The following is a 25,737-nucleotide window of genomic DNA, read 5'->3' as shown; positions in this document are numbered from 1 at the left end:
GATATTGCGTATCAAGATAGATTGAGCGCAGGAGCGCCCCATGACGCAATCAGCGCAGCAAAGGCGCGATAACCCTAGGTGGCTACACAACTGATGGGGCAGGGGCCGAACAGTTCGAAGAGCGGGCGATGGGGGCAGCACCCCACACGGCCAATCAAGCTAACGGAGAGTGTTATGCCTTACTATCGACTTGAAGGGGTGACGCCGGTGGTACACCCGACCGCCTATGTCCATCCTACTGCGGTGTTAATTGGCGACGTAATCGTGGGCCCCAACTGTTATGTAGGCCCCGGCGCGGTGATGCGTGGTGATTTCGGGCGGCTGGTGCTGGAAGAGGGGTCTAATCTTCAGGATACCTGTGTGATGCACGGCTTCCCTGGCTGTGTCACCAAGGTTGAGAAGGATGGTCATATCGGCCACGGCGCGGTACTGCATGGCTGCGTGATTGGGCGTAATGCCATGGTTGGCATGAACGCCGTAGTGATGGATGGCGCCAACATTGCTGAACGCTCTATCGTTGCGGCGGCAGCGTTCGTTAAGGCGGGCTTCGAGTGTGAGCCCCAGTCACTTGTGATGGGGGCACCCGCAAAGGTTAAGCGCGCGCTGAGTGATGAAGAGTTCGACTGGAAACAGCAGGGTACCCAGGAGTATCAGCGCTTAGTGGGCCGTTGTCGGGACAGCCTGGAGCCCTGTGAACCGCTGGCAGAACTCGATGCTGACCGCCCAACCTTGCTGGCTGGTGATACTCAGCCTAAACAGCAGACGCTGGATCAGTCGCCACAGCCATAAGGTGCGTTATGCTCGATGTGACGACTGATTAAGCAGTCTCGTTAGGCGTTCAATCCAGCCCGCCGAAGCGCTGGTAGAAGCTGGGGCCAGGGGCGGGTAGTGGGCCCTCGGCGGTTTCCAGATGTTGATCCAACCAGCGTTCTGCACGTTCGTAGAGCAAACGATAAAGGTTGCGGCAGAGCTGATGGGCGTAGCGTCCTTCCCACGCCGTGGGGAGTAGTTCCTCAGGCAGGAGGGGGTCGCGTAATTGAACCTTGCGATACTCATGAATAAGCAAAGTGCGGGCAATGAAGCACTCTTCCTGCCCCAAATGGTTCTCTGCGTTGAGCGCGTTCCAGAGTGGGCGAAACTTAACGAGAAAGCGTTGGTAGAGCTCGGCTAATTCGTCGAGGTTCCAGCTCTCTCTGACTTGGAGACGCAGCGGCTTACTGGTCATGGGCTCCATTGCCTGCGTTTGCATTACAATCGTATCGTCTGCTGCATCTAGTTCTTGCAAGGCCGCCATGGTCTCTGCACATGACAGCGTTGGATGCGCCAGCACGCCCTGAGCAAAACTACCAAAGCCTAGCCATTCGAGCTCATCACGAATCTGCTGGCGCCGGTCTGGGGGAAGCTGTGTCAGCAATACCAATGTCCACTGTCCCGGCCAGGCTGGCTGGGCGCCGTGATAGACACGCTTGAAGGCTTGTTCGAAACGACGCCGACCAGGGCCACTCAACCGATAGTAGCTGCGACGACCGACCTTTTCACCCCGTAGCCAGGTTTCATTGGTCAGCCGGTAAACCGATGTACGCACCAGCCGCTCATTGATACCGATGGGCTCCACCAGTTTCGATAGACTGCCTAACCACACGGTACCGCCCCGAGGAACGATAGAGTCGCCATAGACGGTAATAATCAATGAGCCGGCGCGAATTGGCCGACGCTTTTGGAAGTCATCAATAAGCGTAGCGACGCAGTCTTTAGCTGACGACATGGTGAAAGTTGATTCCCTTTGCGGTGAGGTTGTCGCTAAAAACGACAGAAAATATGACGAATAAAAAAGATTATCGTATCACGTTTTTTTGTCGTTTGGCCTGAGTCGACCCTCTCTTGATAGGAAGTCGCTGCGCCCGCTTCCTGGCGTAAGAGCGCCTATGAGCGCTGTATTGCTTTGCCAATTCAGGTTTTAAGGTAACCGTCCAATGTGTACATTATCACTGGAAGAATTGTGAAAAGTACCATGGCTATGACTAATAGCAGGGACGGTGTGTTTAATGCGATAAAGAGCCGCTTAGTTATAGTCTTCCGAAGGGGGTATGTGAAAGCTGAGGGCGCCCTGAATAGACCCTCTTTATGTGGATTAAGTGGGCGAAGAAAATAGCTGACTTAATCATGAGCTAGCGGAGCCAGCTCACTCTTTATCGCGACTTATCGGTGGAATTGCTTTTCGCGTTCGGGCTGCCAATAAATAGCATCGATGCGGAGCCGTGCTTCGGTATTGTTGGGTAACGGCCATTCGATGATGTCGCCCACTTTAAGGCCGATCAATGCAGCACCAATAGGTGCCATGACCGAAATGCCATCCGCAACGCTTTCCAGGGAGTGCGGATAGACCAAGGTGCGAATCATCTTAAGCCCGCGGGTGAGGTCGGTGAAGCGAACCTGGCTATTCATGCTGACCACGTCATCTGGAATATCCTCCGGATCACAGACTTCACCTCGTGCTAGCTCTTCCTCAAGTAGCTGAGCCACGGCCATGTCTTTCTCGGATGCATTGTCGATCAAGCGCTGGAGGCGTTCGGCATCAAGACGGTTAATAATAATAGCAGGACGTTGTCCCATGATTACTCTCCTTAGAAAGCAATAAGTTTAAACCAATAAAAAACAGCCCTTCCCCAATAAAGGAAGGACTGCGTGCTTTTTATAGTATAAGCGATTTATAAAATAAAGACGATCAGGTGACCCCTTGTTCAATCATGGCATCAGCCACCTTTCTGAAACCTGCAATATTGGCGCCTAGTACCAAATTGGTTTTATCACCAAACTCCTCGGCAGTGTCGGCGCACTGGCGGTGAATATTGGCCATAATCTGTTTTAATTTTTGGTCGACTTTCTCCAGTGGCCACTGCTCCATGCTGCTATTTTGTGCCATTTCTAACTGACTGGTAGCAACGCCACCTGCATTGGCCGCTTTGCCAGGCCCATAGGCAATTTTAGCGTCTAGAAACAGGTCGACGGCCTCTTTGGTAGAAGGCATGTTGGCCCCTTCACTAATACACGTTATGCCATTAGCGAGTAGGATTTCCGCATCGCTTTCGGTCAGCTCATTCTGCGTCGCGCAGGGGAACGCAACATCGGCTTGAATACGCCATATGGCATGCCCGCCCTGGGGGTAGTCACGTGCAGAAATGTAGTGCGCGTCAGGGTGCTCGTGTAAGTAGGCTTCTAAAGAGGTGCGCTGCACTTCTTTGAGCTGTTTGAGTAAGCCTAAATCAATACCGTTTTCATCGTGAATGGTGCCACGTGAATCGCTGCAGGTGACTGGTCTAGCCCCCAGTTCGTATAACTTCTCAATGGTATAGATGGCTACATTGCCAGCGCCGGAAACGAGGCAGGTCTTGTCGCGCAGCTCTTCTCCCCGGGCAGCCAGCATGTTTTGTGCAAAGTACACTGCACCGTAGCCGGTGGCCTCTTTACGGCCTAGCGAGCCTCCCCAATTCAGCCCCTTACCTGTTAGCACGCCCTCATAGTGGCCAGTGAGTCGTTTGTACTGACCAAAGAGATAGCCAATTTCACGCGTACCGACACCGATATCGCCTGCAGGTACATCGCAGTGAGGACCAATATGGCGGTAGAGCTCGCTCATAAACGCCTGACAAAAGCGCATGATCTCGTTATCTGATTTTCCTTTGGAGTCAAAATCGGCGCCGCCTTTACCGCCGCCGATTGGCAAACCGGTTAACGCATTTTTGAAAATTTGCTCAAAGCCGAGAAATTTGATGGTGCCCGAGGTAACGCTGGGATGGAATCGTAAGCCACCCTTGTAAGGGCCAAGGGCAGAGTTGAACTGAACGCGATAGCCTTTGTTGACCCGCACTTTCCCAGCATCATCTACCCAGCTTATCCGGAACATGATTTGTCGTTCGGGCTCGACTATTCGCTCAATAATGCTGTGGTGATGATAGTAATCACTTTGCTCAAGTAGCGGGCGCAGGCATTCGAGCACTTCTTCAGTGGCTTGATAAAATTCTGACTGTGCAGGGCTGCTTTTATTAAGGCGTGTCAGCGTATCGTGAACGTAGGGCATCGGAACATATCATCATAGTTATTCAACAGAGTATTGGCTGGCCAGAGCGTTAGAATATTTAACTGGCAGCATGCTTCTGTGCATAGCCTATGCCGGTTCGGTATGGGTAAATATGATGGGGGGTTTAGACTAAAGTATGCGTTTGAAAGGTTCGCCTCGCTTATTTTCCACAATCTAATAAACGATGGATAAACGTTTTGAATTGGTTGATATTTTTGTATAGCGTCTAGATAGATGTGCTACCGGCCGGAAACCTGGTCAATCCCCATTTCTTCGCGGCAGCCTTCTATCGAAATAGCTATCAACAGCAGCGTAGACTCTTTTCGAACTATAATTAATTTAATAGAAGCGCTTTATCTATCGCTATAAACTCACTGGCCGCATTTATTAGCGATGCTGCCGTCAGTTGGGGAACGCCATAAACTTCGACTTTTTTGCCATGCTTAGCACGGATTTTTTGGACTAGTAGATCAAAATCACCATCGCCGGATACCAGCACGATCACATCTGCCTGTTCTGCGTACTCCATGGCGTCAAGCGCGATGCCTACATCCCAATCGCCTTTTGCGGAACCGTCTGACCGCTGAATAAAAGGCTTTAATTTCACCTCAAAACCAATCGCTCTGAGTATGTTTTGAAACTCTCGCTGCTTTTGGTCACCTCGATCGATGGCATAGCAAACAGCTTTAATAACCTCTCTGTTAGCGGTTACTCGTGCCCAGAATTTGTTGTAATCAAAGTTTTTGCCATATGCTTCGCGCACGGTGTAATAGACGTTTTGAATGTCAACAAATACGGCAACGGTGGTCATCAATTCGCCTTTTCAGGAACATATTAGAAGAAGCCGGGTTAGCTAACACCAGTCTAACACTCAGCCGGTTGTCGCCCTTCATCCATTGGGCGCAAGGCTATAGAAGATCATTTTTGTACAATTATCGGTAGCTTTTGTATGAGTTTTTTGATTTTGAATGTCGTCATATGTTGACCTATGCCAACCTCTACCTCGTATGCGCTAAAGCGGCTTTGTCTCATTTAGTGAGATGAACTCGTGAATTTGTCTTGTTATGTTTTAGCTCACATAGACAAATAACGATAAACATAATGCCGGTAAATGAAAGCATCACCTCATCAGGCCCTACCACTCTCGTTCATGCCATGCAGATATTGCAGGTTACTGCACGTGGCGGCCACCGGGGTGCAAGTGTAGACGATTATCTGAATGAATTGAGTTTCAGCCGTCCTACGCTCTATCGGTTGTTAAAAGGTCTCAAGCAGCAGGGATTTTTACGATCTTCTCCCATTCGTGGGCGTTACCTGCTGGGTTATGAGCTGCTGGTGCTTGGCGCCCAAGCGGGAAATGGTGCCGGGTTGCGTGATTTGGCCCGACCAAGGTTGCTGACACTCGCGCAGCGCTGGGGAGACAGCTTCTATCTGTTCGCTCGCGATGGCGTCAATGCCGTTTGCCTGGAAGTGCAGAACGGCGCTTATCCCGTGGGCAGCTTCGTTAGGGCGACGGGTGGACGTTTGCCGCTAGGCGTTGGCCAAGCGTCGATTGCCTTACTTGCCTACCTGGGGGCTGATGAGCGAAGCGAAATACTCAACCATAACGCTGAGCGTCTGATAGACGAATACTCGATTGCCATCGCCGACATCGAAGCCGAAATTTCCCACCAACTGAAACATGGTTACGCCCGTGGCGTAGAAGGCTCTTTGCTTCCGGAATACAGCGGCCTGGCCATTCCTATCCTCGATCATAGCGGCCACCCCCTGGGTGCCATGAGTTGTTCGATGCTCAAATCGCGTATGACGAAGAGCCATAAGCTGGAAGTACTCCAAGGCATGCAGGAAGAAGTGGCTGCCATGGTCAATCAGGCCCATGGCCTGCTGTATCTGGATTAACTCTCTATGCCACACACTACGCACCCAAGCCATCAACGCCCTTGCGGCTGGAACGCATGGCTAACCGAGCGCCAGCCGCGCCCCGCCTTAAGTGGTCAATCTGAGGCAGATGTCGTCATCATCGGGGCTGGTTATACCGGTTTTGCGGCAGCCTCGGCCTGGCAGCAAGCGCGCCCTGAAGACCGCATCAAAATCCTCGAAGCTGACCAGATAGGTGAAGGGAGCCCAGGGCGTAACTCGGGCTTTATGCTGGAAATTGCTCTGGCCAACGATGCTCGCCCCGAAGAGCTTGAGCGCATGGAGAAGCTGAACGCATTAAGCCGACAAACCATGGCGTTACTGCGCGAGCGCGTCGAACGCCTAGGCATTGACTGCCAACTCGAGCGTAGCGGCACCTATCGCGCTGCCCGTAGCACGATAGGCCAACGTGCCTTGAGCCAGTATGAAGCGTTTCTTAAGGCTGCCGGTCTGTCTTACCAGACCTTGAACGGCAGCCAACTCGCGGAGCGAATCGGCACGCGCTACTACACACAGGGTATTTATTCACCGGACTGCTATCTCGTCCAACCTGCAGCATTGATTGTTGGTTTGGCAGATTCATTGGAAGCCGGCATCGAGCTGCATGAGCACTCGCCCGCGACTCAAATAGTGTCTGATGGCAAGAAGTGGCGTGTGACTACACCCGAAGGCGAAGTAACGGCTGAACAGGTGATTCTGGCCAATAACGCTTTTTCTAGGGCTTTGGGTGCAGACCCTTCGCGGCTAACCGCTATTTATACCTATGCCGCTATTACCGAGCCTTTACCGCAGCCCGAGCGCCAACGCATCGCCGAGACGACCTGGGGACTGCTACCCGCACACCGCTTAGGCTGTACGTTGCGCACCACCGCTGACGGACGTTTGATGATCCGCTCGCGTTACAGCTATGAGCGCGAAGCCGATAACGCCCGTATCGAGGCCGAACTGAAAGTGAGCCTTGAGGCCCGCTACCCCGAACTTACCCCAGTGCGCTTCGACAAGGTTTGGGGAGGTACCACCGGGCTGACTCATAACGGTGCTCCGCTCTGGGGCGAGATCCAGCCCGGGTTATATGTATCAGCGGGGTGCAATGGCGGCGGTATCGTCAAGGGTACCTTCCTGGGGGATGCTTTAGCTCGCTACGCGCTCGGCCAACCGGTTGAGGATATTGCATCTTTATTCGGCAAAGCGAGCTGGATGCCGCCCGATCCCGTACGTCGGTTGGGTTTTTACCTGACCAGTGAAATGGAGCGCCGTAAGGCAAAAAACGAAACCTGACTCCACCCACCACTATAAAAAAAGAGAGATGACAATGGATCCTCAAGATCATATAGGGCTGCTGTCCGTCATGCCGGCGGCATTGGCCATCGTGCTGGCATTTGTCACCCGTAATACGGTTTTCTCGCTGGCTGTTGCTTGTTTCGTTGGGGTGATTACCCTGGGCAATGGATTGATGGGGTTTCCGACGCTGCTCAAGGAAACCCTGGGCACCACCAGCTTCTCCTGGATACTGCTGTTGGAGCTATTCATTGGCACGGTGATCGCGTTTTTTCAACGCACTGGGGCGATTCAGAACTTTACCGCCTGGGTGGAACGCCGTGCCTTATCGCGGGTGCGGGTTCAACTGGTTGCCTGGGTGATGGGCATGTTCGTTTTTTTCAGCGACTACTTCAGCCCTCTGTTTGTCGGCAGTACTATGCGTGGACTGACGGATCGTTACCGGGTCTCGCGGGAAAAGCTGGCGTATATCGCTGACTCCACCTCGGCCCCGGTGAGTGTAATGGTGCCTATCACTGGCTGGGCAGTGTTTATCTCCGGTTTGTTGATCGGCATGGGCCCCATCGAAAATGCTGCCCAGGCGATGGGGGTATTTCTGCATGCCATACCTTTCAATCTCTATGCATGGCTATCGGTGTTGGTGGTCGGGCTGGTGATCGTGGGCGTCATTCCGCTCTTCGGGCCGATGCGTGAAGCTGAGCGTCGGGCTCAGGAAGAGGGCAAAGTGCTACGCGATGGGGCAGAACCGCTGGTGGGTGAGGAACTGACGGAAATTCCGCCTTATGAAGGAGCACGTACCAGCCTGTTTTGGAATTTTTTCGCCCCGGTGCTGGTAGTGATCGGCGTTGCGGTGGGCACCTTTATCGTGATGGACTCGGCCAAGACCATGGAGGCATTTCTGGCGGCTTCCGTGTTTCTCGGTATCGTTATGCGCCTTCAGGGCATTCCCTTCAACGACATTATGAAAACCTCGATGGCAGGGATGAAGGGAGTAATGCCAGCCATTATCATTCTGGCGTTAGCCTACTCGTTGAATCAACTTTCCAAAGACATGGGCACGGCCAACTATATCGTCGAAGCCACCGCTGGCTGGCTAACACCTGCTTTGCTTCCGGCCATGACGTTCCTTATTGCCGCCGTTATCGCTTTTTCCACCGGCACTTCATGGGGCACTTTCGCTATCATGATGCCACTCGCCGTGCCGCTCGCCTTTAACTTTAGCGGCGATATGGTTACACCGCTGGTGTATGCCACAGTGGCCGCTGTGGCGGGGGGCGGTGTCTTTGGGGATCACTGCTCACCCTTATCGGATACCTCTGTGCTCGCCTCGACCGGGGCCGCCTCTGATCATATCGACCATATCAAAACGCAAATTCCCTTTGCGCTAGCCGTCGCCTTGCTTTCCCTGGCCATGTATCTGTTGCTCGGCCTTACCCTGTAACCCTCTCCGCCCTGCGATAACAGAGAGAAGGCGTTGTCGTAGGGCTAACACCAATTTGATACTATCCTGCCGGGCGGCGCATCACGATCATCAATATCCTTGGTCTGTCTACTGGTACGCAGCTGGATGCTATGGCAGCAAGTTAGTAAGTCGACCTAGCTGGCTAAATTAATAGAGAGGGAGTGGCGAAAGCCTCGATGGCAGTTCTTAAATAAGCATTGATGGCTTAAACAGTTCCGTACGGTCGATGGATCGACCCGACAGCATGAACTCTCCCATACCCCGGTAGTGCAGCGATTCTTCCTCATCTGCCGAAGGCGCTGCGTGGGCTTTAACGACCTCAAAAATAAACAGGTTGTAGCGTTCAATCATGGCGTCATCGTGCAAGCGGCACTCGAAAGACGCATAGCATTCCTCTATCCGTGGCGCCCCGACCTTTTCTGACTTGCCTGGGGTTAGCTCAAACGCTTTGAACTTGTCGATCTCGCTTCCTGAACAGTTACCGATACCCACGACCTTATCGACAAGTGATGCCGAAGGAATATTGATCACGCATTCACCGCTGTTGCACACCAGCGCATGGGAGTGATTCCCGGCATCAATAACGCAGCCTAGGAGTGAGGGGGAGAACGCCATGACCATGTGCCACCCCATGGTCATGATGTTGGTGTGTTGTTGCCATTGTGATGACACCAGCACAATGGGGCCAGGTTCAAGAAAGTGCCTGACGTTGGAAACAGGAAAGTCCTTCTTTGCTATCGGGTGTGGCATAAATAACCTCCGATTAGATTAGTTAGAAAGTCGGACGGCGCATTAAGGTCATCAATACCCCCGCGCCAATCAAACTACCGGCACCGCAGCGGTGTAGCAGGCGGCGAAACTTGGCGGTCATCAGCTGTCTGCTAGTGGTCGACAGCAGTGTGTAGCCGAGATCTGAGATGACACCGATCACAAGAAACGTAGCAAACAGAATCGCCAACTGGGGCGCCAGAGGTTGGGTTTGGTTAATAAACTGCGGCATGAATGCCATGAAGAATAGAATGCTTTTGGGGTTTAGCAGCGTCACCCAGAATGCTTTTGCGGTGCTTTGCTGAACGTTCACCCCAGAGGCTTCCAGGTCATTCAATTGGCCGGATTCACGCCACATCTTGATGCCTAGATAAAGCAGATAGAGAACCCCTAGCCATTTAACCATGGCGAATAGCTCCGCCGATGCCATCAGCAGCGCGCCTACGCCGGCAAACGAAAGTGACATTGCCACCAGGTCACCCAAGAAAAAGCCAGGCAACATCGCCAGAGCAGCTTTGCGGCCTTGATTGATACCGGTCACTATCAGTAGAGCAACGGCGGGGCCAGGGGACGCGATGAACAAAAATGAAGCCAACACAAACGATAGCCAAAGCTCAATCGACATAGCGTTAATCTTCCTGTTGTTGAATTATTAACTTTATCTTGCCGTATAGTTGTAAGCCCTGGAACGCCGCGTGGCAATTATGTTCAGTGGTCATTCTCTCGCCTATGTGAGTGAGGGAAGATATGGCTGGTAGTCCTTGGTGGAGGCTTCCGTAAGCCTGAAAGCGGACATTCAACAAAGGCTGCCTGCTTAACTCCACTTATCGTTCTGATGATCACTGGAGATTACCCGCTACCTGTTCAAAATCTGCATTGCTCATCGCGGAAGTTGCGAAGACAATGCTCATAGCGACCTTGTATACATGCAGCCAATGGCAGTGGAGGACTCCGCATGAAAGCGTTGTCGAACATGGGGTTTGCCCTATTTGGAGCCGCGCTGGTGGCGATCAGTTACGGGCTTGCACGTTTTGCCTTTGGTCTGTTTGTACCTTCTATCAGTGCCGAGCTTTCGCTGACGTCTTACTTGGTCGGCATTATCGGGGCGCTGCCGTTTATTAGCTTTGTGCTTTCCACACTGGTCGCGCCGCTTGCCGCTGATCGGCTCGGTGCGCGCAACTTAGCCATTCTCTCAGGGTCTTTCGGTGTTGGCGGTTTAGCATTGATCAGCCAGTCGTCAGACGCGCTATCGCTTGGTATTGGTGTGTTTATCTGCGGGGTCTGCACTGGTTTAATGATGCCCGCGCTGACCGCTGCGATGCAGGCGCTGGTGAGCCGTGCAATGCATGGGCGCGTCAGCTCGATTATGAATGCCGGTACTAGCATCGGTATTATCGTGGCGGTACCGACCGTTGTGTTCTTGTCGGATGCATGGCGACTGACCTACACGATATTTGCTGCTCTTACCGCTATGGGGGTCGTGGCGGCATGGTACTTCATCCCTTCAGTGTCACGGGTCATTCCAGCTAATGCTGCACCACCACCGCCCATCACTAGGTCGCAATGGTCGCGCCTCATTCGGCTTACGATTTTTGCCTTCGCAATGGGCTTTGTATCTGCGCCGTACTGGCTTTTTGCTCCCGATCTGGCGGTTACCCTTGGCGCGCTCTCTCCAGGGCACACCGGTTGGCTATGGTTCGCGGTAGGTATCGCCGGGCTCGGCGGTGCCGTGATAAGTGATTTGGCCGACCGTAATAATCCACCCATCACCCAGGCGTTGATGTTGATGATGCTGTCTTCAAGCTTGGCGTTGCTGGCCGCTAGCCCTAGCCAATTAGCGCTGGCGATATTTTCCGCGATGGTTTTCGGTCTCGCTTACATGAGCTTAACGGGGCTGTACCTGATGACCGGCATCCGACTGCTGCCTGGGCGGTTATCGATGGGGCCGGTATTACCCTTTATGGCCTGCGCGCTTGGGCAGGCGGTGGGCTCGCCGGTGATTGGTGTGCTGGTCGACAGGCTTGGGTATGCGGATGCGTTTTCGATCTTTTCGGTGGTCGGCATCCTGGTCGCGGTGCTATCACCGCTTTATCCGGGCCACATCGACTATTTGACAGAAGAAGAGCCGCAACCGACAGAGGTTGAAGATACTGGCCTTCAGGCCGCTTACGATCATCAACTGCTGGATGAAAACGGTGACCCCATCAAACCTGTTGCTGAAGATGCCGAGGCCCCTTAGCTGAGTAAGCTACTAGCCAGCTTAGGCGCTTGGCGAGAGGCTGCATTGCATTATCCTCCGTGACCTTACAAAGGTTTCGGAAACGACCTCCAGTGTTGCATTTGCGACGGAGAGCCAAGTTCGCGCAATCGTTTTGTCGCTATCCGCCCTATTCGTGCCAATATACGACCAAAGAGCAATGCCACCCCTGAACTAGTGAGTATTCACGCTAGTAAAGGGAAACTAAAAGACGCCAGCGACGCCTACATACTAATAAGAAAAAAAAAGATGATTAAAAGGTGACGGAGGGTAAAACCATGACATCAAATCTAGCAAAAGACCCGGCAGCAAATACCAATCGTGCGGGCGAACCGCAAACCCTTGGTTTTCTACTATTAGATAATTTCACACTGATTTCCCTGGCGTCGGCGATAGAACCTTTACGGATGGCCAATCAACTGGCCGGTCGTGAGTTGTATCGCTGGTTTACCCTGACCCAAGACGGTCTGCCCGTACGCGCCAGCGATGGGCTGCAGGTGACTCCTGATGCCTCTATGCAGACCCCGCTCTCGCTTGAGTGGGTGGTCGTTTGTGGCGGGGTAGGTCCGCAGCACAGTGTTACCCGTGACCACATACGCTGGCTTCAGTCGCAGTCACGCCAGTTAAAACGATTAGGCTCGGTATGTACGGGCAGTTGGGCGCTAGGGCAGGCCGGATTGCTGGATCACTATGAAACCAGTGTGCACTGGGAGTGTCTGGCCTCCATGCAGGAAGCGTTCCCCAACGTTATTCTGACCCCGCACCTTTTCTCTATTGATCGTGATCGATTCACCGCTTCAGGCGGCACAGCGCCGCTCGATATGATGCTCAACCTGATTGCTCACGACCATGGGCGCGAGCTTTCGGCAGGCATTTCCGAGATGTTTATCTATGAACGCGTGCGTAACGAGCAGGATCAGCAGCGGGTACCTCTTAAGCACGTGCTGGGCACCACTCAGCCTAAGTTGTTAGAAATTGTGGCGTTGATGGAATCCAACCTTGAAGAGCCCATCGAGCTCGATGAACTGGCAAGCTATGTGAATGTTTCACGGCGCCAGTTGGAGCGGTTGTTCCAGCGCTATTTGCTTTGTTCACCGTCTCGCTATTACCTCAAGCTGCGTTTAGTGCGCGCTCGGCAATTGCTCAAGCAAACGCCTCTGTCGATTATCGAGATTGCTTCTGTTTGCGGTTTTGTGTCCACGCCCCATTTTTCCAAGTGTTATCGTGAATATTTTGGTGTGCCGCCGAGAAATGAGCGCTTGGGTGTGCACGACCGCCAAGGAAATAACCAAACTAAGTCGACATCGTTAATTCAGCGATGGGGGGGCGAGCCTTATAAAAGCGAACCTCTTTCGAGTGCCCAGCAGGCGCTTGCCCATGCCCAGGGTGAGCCTACCTTTGCCAGCGTGCCGCTACTGAGCTGATAGGTACTTCGTCACCACTATTCCAAACCTGCTGCTTACCTCCGGGCAGCAGGTTTTTTAGTAGCCGCTATCATTAAAGTACTCCCCCTTCTTTGCAAAGGTCAGCGGATACACGGGTAGTTGTCGTGTTCACGACACGATGACGCTTTTGGAATTTCCGCCGTCGTTTCCAAGAGCAGCTAAACCCAACGTCAGCGCTATGCTCGCTACATTAACCAATGTTGGAGCTTAGCTATGACCCCCTCTGAACTGCACAATGACGCCATCGTCATTGATGGTCTGATCATCGCCAAATGGAATCGTGAGCTGCTTGAGGACATGCGTCGCGGCGGTCTTACCGCTGCCAACTGCACAGTCTCCGTGTGGGAAGGTTTTCAGGCCACGGTCGATAATATCGTCAAGTCTAACCAGTTGATGGCGGAGTGTAGTGACCTGGTGCGCCCTGTTCGCACCACCGCTGACATCACTCGCGCGAAAGAAGAGGGCAAGACAGGCATCATCTTCGGCTTCCAGAATGCCCATGCCTTTGAAGACCAAATTGGCTACGTTGAGATCTTCAAGCAGCTGGGCGTGGGTATCGTACAGATGTGCTACAACACCCAGAATCTGGTGGGGACCGGCTGCTACGAGCGTGACGGCGGCCTGTCTGGCTTTGGCCGCGAAATCGTTGCCGAGATGAACCGGGTTGGCATCATGTGCGACCTCTCTCACGTCGGTGCCAAGACCTCCGAAGAGGTCATTCTTGAGTCCAAAAAGCCAGTCTGCTACTCACACTGCCTGCCCTCCGGCCTCAAAGAGCATCCGCGCAACAAATCTGATCAAGAGTTGAAATTCATTGCCGACCACGGCGGTTTTGTGGGTGTCACCATGTTTGCGCCGTTCCTCAAAAAGGGCATCGACTCAACCATCGAAGACTACTGCGAGGCGATCGAGTACGTCATGAATATCGTCGGTGAGGACGCTATCGGCATCGGTACCGATTTCACCCAAGGGCATGGTCAAGAGTTTTTCGAGTGGTTGACCCATGACAAGGGCTACGCCCGTCGCCTCACTGACTTTGGCAAGATCATCAATCCCAAAGGAATTCGCACCATTGGGGAGTTCCCCAATCTCACCGAGGCACTCCTCAAGCGCGGCTTAAGTGAGACCCAGGTGCGCAAGATCATGGGCGAGAACTGGGTGCGTGTGCTTAAGGATGTGTGGGGCGCCTGAGGATACCGCCATAGCAAGGGACGGGCGCCAGAGGTAAAGCCGCAGTAGTGCCCTGACACGCGGCTTTACCGGCGATAGGCCTACGAGGGGGCGCTGTGAATCCCTCCCTGGACGCTACTTTTGCCATCCATGGCAAAAGACCCCCTCTACGGCCTATCCCCGGCGCCGCTTCCCTTGCAGAACGGCTGCTTAGCTACTTCATAACAATCAGCAAGATTTGAGGAATACAACCGTGACCAAACTGGCCCCCGCACTGCCCATCGAAGTGGATAGCGAAACAGGCGTCTGGACGACCGATGCGCTGCCTATGCTCTATGTACCACGGCACTTTTTTATCAACAACCATGTGGCCGTCGAAGAGGCGCTGGGTGCCGAGAAGTATGCCGAGATTCTCTATCACGCCGGCTACAAGAGTGCTTGGCACTGGTGTGAAAAAGAGGCCGAATGTCACGGCATCGAAGGTGTGGCCGTCTTCGAGCACTACATGAATCGTCTCTCCCAGCGCGGCTGGGGGCTTTTCCTTACTGAGCAGATCGATCTCGACTCGGGCACTGCCCAAGTACGACTTGAGCACAGCGCTTTTGTTTACCAGCTTGGCAAAACCGGGAACAAGGAAGAGTACATGTTCACCGGTTGGTTCGCCGGGGCCATGGATCAAATCCTCGCTGCCTGCGGAAGTTCACTGCGTACCGTTGCCGAGCAGACGCAGAGTGCAGCCGAGCCTGGCTGTGATGTAGGCATCTTCGCCGTCCAGCCGCTGACCGACGCTGCCCGCTAACTGGGGTACGAGGAGAGACAAACATGGCATTCGACGCAATTTTCGAGCCGATCGAGATCGGTAAGCTGACCATCCGCAACCGTGTGGTCAGTACCGCTCATGCTGAGGTGCATGCCACCGACGGCGGCATGACCACTGAGCGCTACGTGAGGTACTACGAGGAGAAGGCCAAAGGTGGTTGTGGTCTATGTATTTGCGGTGGCTCATCGGTGGTGTCCATCGATAGCCCTCAGGGCTGGTGGAGCTCGGTAAACCTGTCCACTGATCGCATTATTCCGCACTTTCAGAATTTGGCCGATGCTGTGCATAAGCATGGCGGCAAGATCATGATCCAGATTACCCATATGGGGCGCCGCTCCCGCTGGGACGGTTTCGACTGGTCGACCCTGGTATCCCCCTCCGGTATCCGCGAGCCGGTGCACCGCTCGACCTGTAAGACCATTGAGGAAGAAGAGATCTGGCGTATTGTCGGCGACTTTGCCCAGGCCGCGCGCCGGGCAAAGGAAGGGGGCCTCGACGGTGTTGAGCTCTCTGCCGTGCACCAGCATTTGATCGATCAGTTCTGGAGCCCACGGGTCAACAAGCGTGAGGACGAGTGGGGCGGTAGCTTCGAGAACCGTATGCGCTTCGGTATGGAAGTGCTTAAAGCCGTACGTGCTGAAGTGGGTAACGACTTCTGCGTCGGCATGCGCATTTGCGGCGACGAGTTCCATCCGGATGGTCTTTCTCACGACGATATGAAGCAGATCGCCGCCTACTACGATGCCACCGATATGGTGGATTTCTTCGGTGTTATCGGTTCTGGCTGCGACACTCACAACACCCTGGCTAACGTTATTCCTAATATGTCCTACCCGCCGGAGCCGTTCTTACATCTGGCGGCGGGGATCAAGGAAGTGGTGAACGTGCCTGTGATCCACGCCCAGAACATTAAGGATCCCAATCAAGCCCAGCGTATCCTCGAAGGGGGCTACGTAGACCTGGTGGGCATGACCCGGGCACATATTGCCGACCCTCACCTAATTGCCAAGATCAAGATGGGCCAGATCGATCAGATCAAGCAGTGCGTGGGCGCTAACTACTGCATCGACCGACAGTACCAGGGCCTTGACGTACTGTGTATTCAAAACGCCGCTACATCCCGTGAATACATGGGGTTGCCCCACATCATTGAGAAAACTGAGGGCGTCAAACGCAAAGTCGTCGTGGTGGGCGGTGGCCCTGGTGGCATGGAAGCGGCGCGCGTCGCCGCCGAGCGTGGCCATGACGTCACGCTGTTTGAGGCCGCTGACTCCTTGGGTGGGCAGATCACGATTGCCGCCCAGGCACCCCAGCGTGACCAGATCGCCGGTATCACCCGCTGGTTCCAGCTGGAGCTGGCGCGGCTAAAAGTCGACCTGCGTCTGGGCACCCGCGCCGATGAGGAAACGCTGCTCGATCTGCGCCCGGATATCGTGGTGCTTGCCACCGGTGGCCAGCCCTTCCTTAGCCAGCACCCCGAGTGGGGTTACTCGGAGAATGCTGAGGAGAGCCTGGTAGTCAGCACCTGGGATATTCTCTCTGGCAAAGTGGCACCAGGTAAAAACGTGTTGATTTATGACGCCATCTGCGAGTTCTCCGGCGTCTCGGCGGCGGATTTTATCGCCGATAAGGGCGCCAAGGTGGAGATCGTCACCGACGATATCAAGCCCGGCGCGGCGGTGGGCGGTACCACCTTCCCCACCTACTACCGCAGCCTCTACGAGAAGGAGGTGATCATGTCCTCCGACCTGATGCTGCATAAGGTTTACCGCGAGGGCGACGGACTGGTAGCGGTGCTCGAAAATGAGTACACCGGTGCTTTGGAAGAGCGCGTGGTGGATCAGGTGGTGGTGGAGAACGGTGTACGCCCTGATGAGGCGCTTTATTACGCGCTTAAAGAGCAGTCCCGCAACAGAGGGCAGGTGGATCTGGAAGCACTCTATGCAATCCAGCCGCAGCCTTGTCTGAGCGAGTCAGGAGATGGTTTCCTGCTGTTCCGGCTAGGCGACTGCACGGCACCGCGTAACACCCATGCGGCCATTTACGACGCCCTGCGAATCTGCAAGGACTTTTGACTTAGGCGAAAGCCAACAATAATGCGGGGCGCCAGAGCAGCCCCGCCGCCGAAGCCAATGGCACCAAAGATGAGGTGAGCACCATGCTCGAAACGCTCTTGCCGATACTGATTTTTACTGCCCTGGCCCTGGCAGTAATCGGCGCTGTACGCCGTATACGCCTGTGGCGTCAGGGGCGCCCATCGCGGGTGAACCTGTTCAAGGGGCTGGTGGCCCTGCCGCGCCGCTATTTGGTAGATCTGCACCATGTAGTGGGGCGTGACAAAATGATCTCCAACACCCACGTGGCCACCGCCGGTGGCTTCGTGGCCGCCGCCGTGCTGATGATCCTGGTGCACGGTCTGGGGATCGCCAACCCATTGCTAGGCGGATTACTGCTACTGGCGAGCGCCTCCATGTTCGTCGGGAGCCTCTTCGTGGCGCGGCGGCGGCTTAACCCCCCAGCTCGGCTCTCCAAAGGCCCCTGGATGCGCCTGCCCAAGAGTCTGATGGCGTTCTCGATAAGCGTCTTCCTGATCACTCTGCCCACGGTAGGTCTGCTGCCCGAAGGTTTGCTTGAAGGGGGCAGTAGCTGGTTGCTGGCGCTGGTATTAGCGGGCGTCGTGGCCTGGGGCCTGGGGGAAATGTTTTTTGGCATGACCTGGGGCGGGCCCATGAAGCACGCCTTCGCCGGTGCCTTACATCTGGCCTTCCATCGCCGCGCCGAGCGCTTCTCCACGAAAAAAGGCGGCGCTGGTCGCTCAACGGGCCTCAAGGCGCTAAACCTTGAGGATGAAGCGGCGCCCCTCGGGGTAGAAAAGCCTGCCGACTTTACCTGGAACCAGCTGCTGGGCTTCGATGCCTGCGTACAGTGCGGTCGCTGCGAGGCAGTATGCCCGGCGTTTGCCGCCGGTCAGCCGCTCAACCCCAAGAAGCTGATCCAGGACATGGTCGTGGGTATGGCGGGGGGCAGCGATGCCGCCTATGCCGGCTCCCCGCACCCTTCACAAGGGCTTGGGGGCAAGCCGGTAGGTGAACACGCAGGCTCTCCCCATGGGCCCATCGTGGCGCTGGAAGGAAAGGCGTTGGTTGACGCCGATACCCTGTGGTCGTGTACGACCTGCCGTGCCTGCGTGGAAGAGTGTCCGATGATGATTGAGCACGTGGATGCGATTGTCGATATGCGCCGCTACCTGACTCTGGAGCGTGGCAAAACGCCCAACAAAGGCGCCGAGGTGCTCGACAATTTGATCGCCACCGACAATCCCGGCGGTTTCGATCCTGGCTCGCGGCTCAACTGGGCGGCGGATCTTAACCTACCGCTCATGGCAGATCTTAAGCAGGTCGATGTGCTGTTGTGGCTGGGGGATGGCGCCTTTGATATGCGCAACCAGCGCACCTTGCGCGCACTGGTCAAAGTGCTGCGCGCCGCTGAAGTCGATTTTGCGGTGTTGGGTACCGAAGAGCGTGATAGCGGCGACGTGGCCCGGCGTCTGGGCGATGAAGCGACGTTCCAATCCCTGGCGAAGCGCAATATTGCCACCCTGGCTCAGTATCGCTTCCTGCAGATTGTTACCTGCGATCCCCACAGCTTTCATGTGCTGGGCAATGAGTACGGCGAGCTGGGCGGTCATTATGTGGTACGTCACCATAGTACCTTTATCGCCGAACTGTACGACGCCGGTCGGTTGACCTTTGCCCCTTGGAAAGGCGGCAGCGTCACCTATCACGACCCGTGTTACCTGGGGCGCTATAACGGTGAATACGAGGCTCCGCGCAACGTGCTTAAGGCGCTGGGTATCGAGGTTAAGGAGATGGAGCGCTCCGGCTACCGCTCGCGCTGCTGCGGCGGCGGCGGCGGGGCACCGATTACCGATATTCCCGGCAAGCAGCGGATTCCCGACATGCGCATGAATGACGTCAAAGAGAGCGGCGCCGAACTGGTCGCAGTGGGCTGCCCTCAATGTACCGCCATGCTGGAAGGCGTGGTGGATGCCAGCGCCGAAGTGCGCGATATCGCCGAACTGGTGGCCGATGCGCTGGTTGAGCGTTCCGCTGACGATGTGACCGGCGCATCCCGCCGAACCACTGCATCGACGACTGCTGAAGAGGTGATCGTATGAGTGAGATTATTCGCCGCGACCCACGTCGTGAGTGGATCGCCCGAAATCGTCTGCACCCCGACAACGCCGCGGTGCTGGCCGCCCTGGGTGTAAACAGGGGCGGCGGAGCGGTCAGCGAATGGATGGGCCCCAACGGCGTGGTGCGCAAGGATCCTCGTGCCATCGGCTTTATCGGTCCCAATGGCGTCAAACGGATTGATCGTAGTGGCCTCCAACAAGGGGGGCAGGCCACCGCGACCACCACGGCGGCCCGCGATAGCCGCCGCACGGTGACCATTGATCAGCCCGCCTTCCTGGTGGCCGTGGTGCCCGACCTGACCGGCGGGCGTCTCTCCGGACATGACAAGGATCTGCTGGGCCTGGCCCGGCGTGTGGCGGATGCCGACGCCGAACAGCCCGGCGCTGTGGTGGCGATCCTATTTGGTGAGTATAAGGGCGAGGGTGGCGGCGAGCTTAAGGAGCAGACGCTGGGCGAAGCCGGGATCGATCGCGTCGTGCATCTTGATGATGAGTTTTACGCGGGGTTTGCGCCTGAAGCGCGTCTGGCGGCTTTAAGCGCCGTTGAGCGGGAGATGACGCCGCGCTTCTGGCTGTTTCCGGACTCACCCCTGGGCGGAGCCGATCTGGGGCGGCGGCTTGCCTTACGCCTGGGTGAACGCGCTGCCACGGGGGTGTGGCAGGTGGAGGCTGATAATGAGGCCTCTTTGGGTTGGCGCTGCACGGCCCGTGGCGCCGCTGGAAGCCTGGATATCCAGCGCCCTCTGCCGCGGGTTGCCCTGGCGCTGGCCGAGTGCGCCGAACCGGTGGACGAGACGCGGCATGCGGCCGAGCACCTGACCCTAGCAGCGTCAATTCCCACCACTCTATCGCGTATTGAAGATCTGGGGCAGGTGGCAGTGGATCCCGCCGGCGTGGCGCTGGCCGAGGCTGAGTTCATCCTATCCGGCGGCAACGGCGTCAAGCAGTGGGATGCCTTCCACCATGCCGCGAAAGTTCTCGGCGCTACCGAAGGGGCCTCGCGTGTCGCGGTGGACGACGGCTTTATGGCCCGTGATCGTCAGGTGGGCGCGACCGGCACCTGGGTAACCGCCCGAGTCTATATGGCGGTGGGTATTTCAGGCGCTATCCAGCACCTGCAGGGCATTCAGCGCTGCGACAAGGTAGTGGCGATCAATCTCGATCCGGGGTGCGACATCATCAAGCGCGCCGACCTGGCGGTGATTGGCGACAGCACGCAAATTCTGGCCGCGTTAGTGGCCATGGTGGAACAGCAGCGGGGAGGTCAGCGCGATGCAGCCTGATCTACACCAAAAGCAACAACAGGGAATCGACGTGGCGGTGCTGGTCTCCATCGGCCGTCACCCTACCACCGGCCGTGCGAGGCGTGCTGAACAGGACGCACGGGGCCTGGAGCTTGCGCTGGCCATAGAGGCCGAGCTGCCGGGCACCCGGATCAGCATGCTCCACGCGGGTTCCCAGGACGATAGCAGCGAAGCGGCTCTGCGCGGCTACCTGGGCATGGGGCTCGAGTCCATGACCCTGCTCGAACAGCCCGAGGGCAGCGATGCCATTCTGCCCCTGGTAGAACATTTAGCCGCTACCTCGCCTCAGCTCGTGATCACCGGCGCCCGGGCAGAGCGCGGTGAAGGCTCTGGGCTTTTGCCCTATGCGTTAGCAGAGCATCTCGGTTGGCCATTGGTTAATAGTTTGGCGTCGGTAGAAAAGGTGGAAAATGGCGTGGTAACGCTGCTTCAGGCGTTGCCAAGGGGCCAGCGTCGCCGTCTCAAGGTGCGCCTGCCCGCCATCATTAGCGTGGATGAGGCAGCGCCCGTGGCGCGCCAGAGCGCCTTCGGCCCGGCGCGCCGGGCCACCTTTGCGATCACGACCACTACCTCCGAAGCCGACAGCGAGCTGGCCCAGTGGCATCTGTCCCCTGCACGTAAACGGCCAAAGCGTCTGAAAATTGTCAAAGCCGCTTCGGCCAGGGATCGCTTCAAGGCGGCAGCTTCCAAGTCGGAGGGCAAAGGCGGGCAGGTGCTCACCGATGTGTCCCCCGAACAGGGCGCCGAGGCGATCTACAAGCTGCTCAAGGAGGAGGATGTGCTGCGCTGAACTAGCCTGCGCATCACGCCGCTAATCATCACTCAAGCCCACCTTTGTCAGGTGGGTTTTTCTATTGACCGGTAAAGCCCGGATAAAGCCGCAGGCGCTGTCTTTCCAGACGCAAGCCTATCCAGGCATGCACTACCAACACCAAAATAACCACGCCACCGCCGACCAGCGTCGAGGTCGTAGGGGTTTCTCCCAATAACCACCACACCCACAGCGTGCCCAATGCCGTTTCAACCAGATAAAACAGCGCCACTTCCGTTGACGACAGATAGCGGGTGGCGCTGTTGATCAGCACCGTGGCCAAGGGCATCTGTACCAGCCCCATTAGTGCCAGTACGCCATAGCGCTGGGCATCCAGATCCAGCGGCGAGGCCATGGGCAGGGCAACCGCCGCCGAGAGCAACCCACCACCGGCAATCACCGTCATAGGATCAATCGCTGGATAGCGGCGCAGCAGGGTCAGGTTGCCGCCGATAGCTGCCGCGGCCGCCAAGGCATACAGGTTGCCTACCAGCATCCCCATGGCCCCCTCGCCCATGAACACCAAACCCATGCCCAGCATGCAGACAGCAATGGCCACCAGCGTACGCAGCGCGACGTTTTCGCCCAGGAAAATCCGCGAAAACAGCGCCGCAAACAGCGGCGCCGTACTTAGAATCACTACTACATTGGCCACGTTGGCGTTCATCACCGCCAGCACAAACAGACTGGAGATCAGGCCCAGCAGCAGCGCCGAGGCCAGTGAGGAGAGCGGGTTGCTGCTCAGTGTTGCCAGCCGCTTGCCTGCCCAGCATAAAAGCCCCAGCACGCAGAACATCAATAGACCGCGCCAGAACACGATGGTCCAGCCGTCGGCGCGCGCTAGGCGGATCAGCAACCCGTCGAAGCTGAGAAATATGACGCCCAGCACCACCATGAGCAGACCGCGCTGGTAAGGGCTTGACTGCATTGTCTTACTCCCGGCTGACACAAAAGGAAACCGCCCGCCGGATAGGCGGGCGGTTTAGCGTTGATTAGCTCGCGATTCTGGGCACCGCGTTGAGCTCGCGCCACTCTTTGTGGAGCCCCCTATAGAGGCTAAAACACATCAGTAACAGCACCAGCGTAAAGGGGAGTCCCGTAGCGACTGCGCCCGCCTGCAGGGCGCTGAGTGCTGTGCTCCCTCCGCCATACAGCAACACACCCGCAATAATACCCTCCAGCGTCGCCCAGAACACTCGTTGACTCTTGGGTGCATCTGTCTTGCCGCCGGCGGTGATGCTATCAATCACCAGCGAGCCGGAGTCTGAAGAGGTGATGAAGAACACCAGCACCAGAATGATCGCCAGCGTCGAGGTAATGCTGGTCAGGGGGAGTTGCTCCAGCATGTGGAACATGGCGAGTGAGACGTCGCCAATGCCGTTGGCCAACTCGCCCACGCCGTTTGAGGCTTGAAAAAGTGCCGTGCCGCCAAAAGCACTCATCCATACCAAGGTGACCAGGGTGGGTACCAGCAGTACGGCGATAAGGAATTCACGCACCGTGCGTCCCCGGGATACGCGGGCAATGAACATGCCGACAAACGGAGACCAGGAGATCCACCACGCCCAGTAAAAGATCGTCCAGCCGTGGTACCAGGTATCGTCCTCGCGGCCAATCCAGTTCGACAGCGGCAGAAGGTGGCCCACGTAGTCCAGAGCCGTGGTGCCAATGCCTGTCAGAATCATCAAGGTAGGCCCCGCTATAACCACAAACAGAAGCAGCGCCGCCGCAATGACCATGTTGATATTCGAGAACAACTTAACGCCACCGTCGATTCCCCGCCATACCGAGAACAGCGCGATCACCGTGACCACTAGGATTATCGCCAGCTGTGTGCCGATGGTATTGGGAATGCCGAACAAATAGGCGAGGCCTCCAGCCGCTTGGGTAGCGCCAAAGCCAAGCGAAGTGGCCAGGCCAAAGATGGTGGCCAGCACGGCAAGAATATCGATGATATGGCCTGCCCAGCCGCGGGTTCGCTCGCCAAGGATCGGGTAAAAGGCGGAGCGAAGCGTCAGTGGCAGGCCTTTGTTATAAGCAAAGAAAGCGAGTGAGAGTGCCACCACGCCATAAATGGCCCAGGGGTGCAGTCCCCAGTGGAACATGGTTGCCCCCATGGCGGCGCTGGCGCCCTCCGGCGTTCCCGCTGGCGTATTCAAGGGGGTTCCATACCAGTCGGTATAATAGGCTACTGGTTCAGCAACGCTCCAGAACATCAGGCCGATCCCCATGCCCGCCGCAAACAGCATGGCGAACCAGGAGGTGCGTGAGTATTCCGGTTTTGCATCCTTGCCGCCTAGCCTAATCCGCCCGAGTGGCAAGCAGATCAGCACAAGACAAAACACCACAAAAATATTGCCAGCAATCATAAACAGCCAGTCGAAGTGTTCAATCGACCAGTTCTTGGCAAGCCCTAAGTGAGTATTAGCAGCATCTGGATAGACCAGCGCGTAGATAATAAACAGTAGGATGGCTAGAGCAGAAAACGGAAAGACGGGGTTATGAAAGTCCAACCCCAAGATCTGAGTATTGTCCTGTCCGGGCGACAGAACCGGGTCGTCGTTGTTATTCATCAGGTTTCCTTGGTGGCTCTTGTTAGACGTCGGGTATGCATCACATCGCCGACTCTAGGCTTTGTACGAAAACTGCTTGCGCTCGCCCATACGTTGTTAAAAGTCGGCTCAAAATACTCATTTACACTCCGTAAACTCCGTTTTTTCGCCGATTTTTGCCTAGTCTGGCCTTCGCTCAGCGACTTTTCGTGCAAACCCTAGGAATTGTTGAGCCTGTTGCAAAGGAGGAGTGTCGTGAAAGCGACCTCTATCTATCCATCTTGGTTAGGATGTCTTGAATAGATACGTGAGTGCCTTTTTGGGGTAAGTCTCCAGGCGCGGAGGGGATAGGGTGGGATAGCGCAATCAACCATCATGAACAGAACAATAAGCCACAGGAGCCAGCCATGAATGCAGCCAACCGCGGAGTGGTCTACAAGGGGCCGGGAGAGGTCGCCGTTGAGTCCATTGCCTATCCTGAACTCGCCATCGGCAATCGCAAGTGCGATCACGGCGTGATTCTCAAGGTAGTTACTACCAACATCTGTGGCAGCGACCAGCATATGGTACGCGGCCGCACCACCGCACCATCGGGCCTGGTGCTTGGTCACGAAATCACCGGCCTGGTCGTCGAGTGCGGTCGCGACGTCGAATTTATTCAGCCCGGCGACCTGGTTTCTGTGCCGTTCAACATTGCCTGTGGTCGCTGCCGCAACTGTAAAGAAGGCCGCACCGGTATCTGCCTCAACGTCAATCCAGCCCGTCCTGGCGCCGCTTACGGCTACGTGGATATGGGCGGCTGGGTCGGCGGCCAGACAGAATATGTCATGGTTCCCTATGCCGACTTTAACCTGCTGAAGTTCCCGGATGCCGATCAGGCCATGGAGAAGATCAAGGATCTGACCCTGCTCTCCGATATCTTCCCCACAGGGTTCCACGGCTGCGTAACTGCCGGTGTCGGCCCCGGCAGCACTGTTTATATTGCCGGTGCTGGCCCCGTAGGTCTGGCGGCCGCGGTTTCCGCTCAGCTGCTGGGTGCGGCCTGCGTGATCGTTGGCGATATGGTCGAAGAGCGTCTGGCCCAGGCGCGCAGCTTTGGCTGCGAGACCATCGACCTGACCCAGGACGGCGACATGGCCGATAAGATCGAGGTGATCCTCGGTGAGCGTGAGGTCGACGCCTTTGTCGACTGCGTCGGTTTCGAAGCCCACGCCTGTGGCTGCAACCACGGCAAAGAAGCGCCCGCGACCGTGCTGAACTCGGCGATGTCGTTGACCCGTGCAGGTGGTCAGATCGGTATTCCGGGCCTCTATGTGACCGAAGACCCGGGTGCGGAGGACGAGGCCGCCAAGCAGGGGGCTCTGAGCATGCGCTTTGGTCTTGGCTGGGCCAAGTCCCACAGCTTCCATACTGGACAGTGCCCGGTGATGAAGTACCATCGACCACTGATGCAGGCTATTCTGTTTGGCAAGGTCAATATTGCCGATGCGGTGAATGTCCAGATGATCACTCTGGATCAGGCACCCCAGGGCTACGCCGACTTCGATGGCGGCGCTGCTAAGAAATTCGTTATTGACCCCCATGGCAGCGTGGCTTAATAACTTATTTGATAAGTACTGAGCAACAAGACCTAATCCCTGCCTGAGGGCAGGTTAGTGCGACCCTAGACGGCGCCCCGAG

General features: G+C 56.2%; 21 protein-coding genes. 13 read left to right on the top strand and 8 right to left on the bottom strand.

All coding sequences use genetic code 11. The features are described 5' to 3' along the window. The first annotated feature begins 174 nt into the window (after positions 1–174). Entirely contained in the window at positions 175–789 is a 615-nt protein-coding gene (gene paaY / locus HALTITAN_RS01655; RefSeq protein ID WP_039857474.1) for a phenylacetic acid degradation protein PaaY, read from the top strand. 49 nt (positions 790–838) lie between these two features. On the opposite strand, the gene paaX is transcribed toward paaY, so the two are convergent. The 4 genes from paaX to HALTITAN_RS01635 all read right to left on the bottom strand — a co-directional run bounded on the left by paaX (position 839) and on the right by HALTITAN_RS01635 (position 4,889). Continuing rightward, positions 839–1,765, bottom strand: coding sequence for a phenylacetic acid degradation operon negative regulatory protein PaaX (gene paaX, locus HALTITAN_RS01650; protein WP_009286059.1), 927 nt, complete (start codon positions 1,763–1,765; stop codon positions 839–841). Between the two features lie 434 nt (positions 1,766–2,199). Further along, the gene (gene rnk, locus HALTITAN_RS01645) at positions 2,200–2,613 is read right to left on the bottom strand and encodes a nucleoside diphosphate kinase regulator (RefSeq protein WP_022521456.1); all 414 of its coding nucleotides are present in this window, start codon (positions 2,611–2,613) and stop codon (positions 2,200–2,202) included. Positions 2,614–2,725: 112 nt separating this feature from the next. Beyond that, a complete protein-coding gene (gene gdhA, locus HALTITAN_RS01640; protein WP_009286058.1) occupies positions 2,726–4,078 on the bottom strand; it encodes an NADP-specific glutamate dehydrogenase in 1,353 nt (450 codons plus the stop codon). 334 nt (positions 4,079–4,412) lie between these two features. Next, positions 4,413–4,889, bottom strand: a complete 477-nt coding sequence (locus tag HALTITAN_RS01635) for an NYN domain-containing protein (protein ID WP_022521458.1) — start codon at positions 4,887–4,889, stop codon at positions 4,413–4,415. Between the two features lie 290 nt (positions 4,890–5,179). On the opposite strand from HALTITAN_RS01635, the gene HALTITAN_RS01630 reads away from it, so the two are divergent. From HALTITAN_RS01630 to HALTITAN_RS01620, 3 genes are read left to right on the top strand one after another with little or no spacing between them, the layout of a single operon-like run. Continuing rightward, complete coding sequence (locus HALTITAN_RS01630) at positions 5,180–5,977, top strand: IclR family transcriptional regulator (protein ID WP_152419211.1); 798 nt, start codon at positions 5,180–5,182, stop codon at positions 5,975–5,977. 6 nt (positions 5,978–5,983) lie between these two features. After that, positions 5,984–7,273 (top strand): NAD(P)/FAD-dependent oxidoreductase, encoded by a 1,290-nt coding sequence (locus HALTITAN_RS01625; protein WP_039857472.1) that lies wholly within the window; start codon positions 5,984–5,986, stop codon positions 7,271–7,273. 34 nt (positions 7,274–7,307) lie between these two features. After that, a complete protein-coding gene (locus HALTITAN_RS01620) occupies positions 7,308–8,714 on the top strand; it encodes a Na+/H+ antiporter NhaC family protein (protein ID WP_022521461.1) in 1,407 nt (468 codons plus the stop codon). A 207-nt stretch (positions 8,715–8,921) separates the two neighbouring features. Here HALTITAN_RS01620 and HALTITAN_RS01615 read toward each other — a convergent pair whose 3' ends face one another. Both HALTITAN_RS01615 and HALTITAN_RS01610 read right to left on the bottom strand, forming a co-directional pair. Then, entirely contained in the window at positions 8,922–9,485 is a 564-nt protein-coding gene (locus HALTITAN_RS01615) for a flavin reductase family protein (protein ID WP_009286056.1), read from the bottom strand. Between the two features lie 22 nt (positions 9,486–9,507). After that, positions 9,508–10,128: a LysE family translocator gene (locus HALTITAN_RS01610; protein ID WP_009286055.1), complete on the bottom strand. Its 621-nt coding sequence runs from the start codon at positions 10,126–10,128 to the stop codon at positions 9,508–9,510. A gap of 330 nt (positions 10,129–10,458) precedes the next feature. On the opposite strand from HALTITAN_RS01610, the gene HALTITAN_RS01605 reads away from it, so the two are divergent. The 8 genes from HALTITAN_RS01605 to etfB all read left to right on the top strand — a co-directional run bounded on the left by HALTITAN_RS01605 (position 10,459) and on the right by etfB (position 21,484). Beyond that, positions 10,459–11,742 (top strand): MFS transporter, encoded by a 1,284-nt coding sequence (locus HALTITAN_RS01605; RefSeq protein WP_009286054.1) that lies wholly within the window; start codon positions 10,459–10,461, stop codon positions 11,740–11,742. Positions 11,743–12,038: 296 nt separating this feature from the next. Continuing rightward, on the top strand, positions 12,039–13,184 hold the full coding sequence (gene gbdR, locus HALTITAN_RS01600) for a choline metabolism transcriptional regulator GbdR (protein WP_027958330.1): 1,146 nt from the start codon (positions 12,039–12,041) through the stop codon (positions 13,182–13,184). A gap of 234 nt (positions 13,185–13,418) precedes the next feature. Beyond that, positions 13,419–14,396: a dipeptidase gene (locus HALTITAN_RS01595; protein WP_009286052.1), complete on the top strand. Its 978-nt coding sequence runs from the start codon at positions 13,419–13,421 to the stop codon at positions 14,394–14,396. A gap of 232 nt (positions 14,397–14,628) precedes the next feature. Continuing rightward, a complete protein-coding gene (locus HALTITAN_RS01590) occupies positions 14,629–15,174 on the top strand; it encodes a DUF5943 domain-containing protein (protein ID WP_027958329.1) in 546 nt (181 codons plus the stop codon). A gap of 23 nt (positions 15,175–15,197) precedes the next feature. After that, positions 15,198–17,270 (top strand): dimethylglycine demethylation protein DgcA, encoded by a 2,073-nt coding sequence (gene dgcA, locus HALTITAN_RS01585; protein ID WP_039857470.1) that lies wholly within the window; start codon positions 15,198–15,200, stop codon positions 17,268–17,270. Between the two features lie 83 nt (positions 17,271–17,353). Continuing rightward, positions 17,354–19,372: a (Fe-S)-binding protein gene (locus HALTITAN_RS01580; protein ID WP_039857468.1), complete on the top strand. Its 2,019-nt coding sequence runs from the start codon at positions 17,354–17,356 to the stop codon at positions 19,370–19,372. After that, the gene (gene etfA / locus HALTITAN_RS01575; protein WP_039857467.1) at positions 19,369–20,673 is read left to right on the top strand and encodes an electron transfer flavoprotein subunit alpha; all 1,305 of its coding nucleotides are present in this window, start codon (positions 19,369–19,371) and stop codon (positions 20,671–20,673) included. The genes HALTITAN_RS01580 and etfA overlap by 4 nt, the downstream gene beginning before the upstream one ends. Then, on the top strand, positions 20,663–21,484 hold the full coding sequence (gene etfB / locus HALTITAN_RS01570; RefSeq protein ID WP_051051793.1) for an electron transfer flavoprotein subunit beta: 822 nt from the start codon (positions 20,663–20,665) through the stop codon (positions 21,482–21,484). Before etfA ends, etfB begins: the two co-directional genes overlap by 11 nt. A gap of 61 nt (positions 21,485–21,545) precedes the next feature. On the opposite strand, the gene HALTITAN_RS01565 is transcribed toward etfB, so the two are convergent. Together HALTITAN_RS01565 and HALTITAN_RS01560 are read right to left on the bottom strand one after the other, a co-directional pair. Continuing rightward, positions 21,546–22,433, bottom strand: a complete 888-nt coding sequence (locus tag HALTITAN_RS01565; RefSeq protein WP_039857464.1) for a DMT family transporter — start codon at positions 22,431–22,433, stop codon at positions 21,546–21,548. Positions 22,434–22,497: 64 nt separating this feature from the next. Continuing rightward, a complete protein-coding gene (locus HALTITAN_RS01560; RefSeq protein WP_009286048.1) occupies positions 22,498–24,078 on the bottom strand; it encodes a BCCT family transporter in 1,581 nt (526 codons plus the stop codon). A 386-nt stretch (positions 24,079–24,464) separates the two neighbouring features. On the opposite strand from HALTITAN_RS01560, the gene fdhA reads away from it, so the two are divergent. Beyond that, positions 24,465–25,655, top strand: coding sequence for a formaldehyde dehydrogenase, glutathione-independent (gene fdhA / locus HALTITAN_RS01555; protein WP_039857462.1), 1,191 nt, complete (start codon positions 24,465–24,467; stop codon positions 25,653–25,655). Positions 25,656–25,737: the final 82 nt, after the last annotated feature.

This window comes from Vreelandella titanicae BH1 (assembly GCF_000336575.1).
Taxonomy (GTDB): Bacteria; Pseudomonadota; Gammaproteobacteria; order Pseudomonadales; family Halomonadaceae; genus Vreelandella; species Vreelandella titanicae.
The sequence above is the reverse complement of the archived record's forward strand: the minus strand, read 5'-3'. Positions and strand labels throughout refer to the sequence as shown.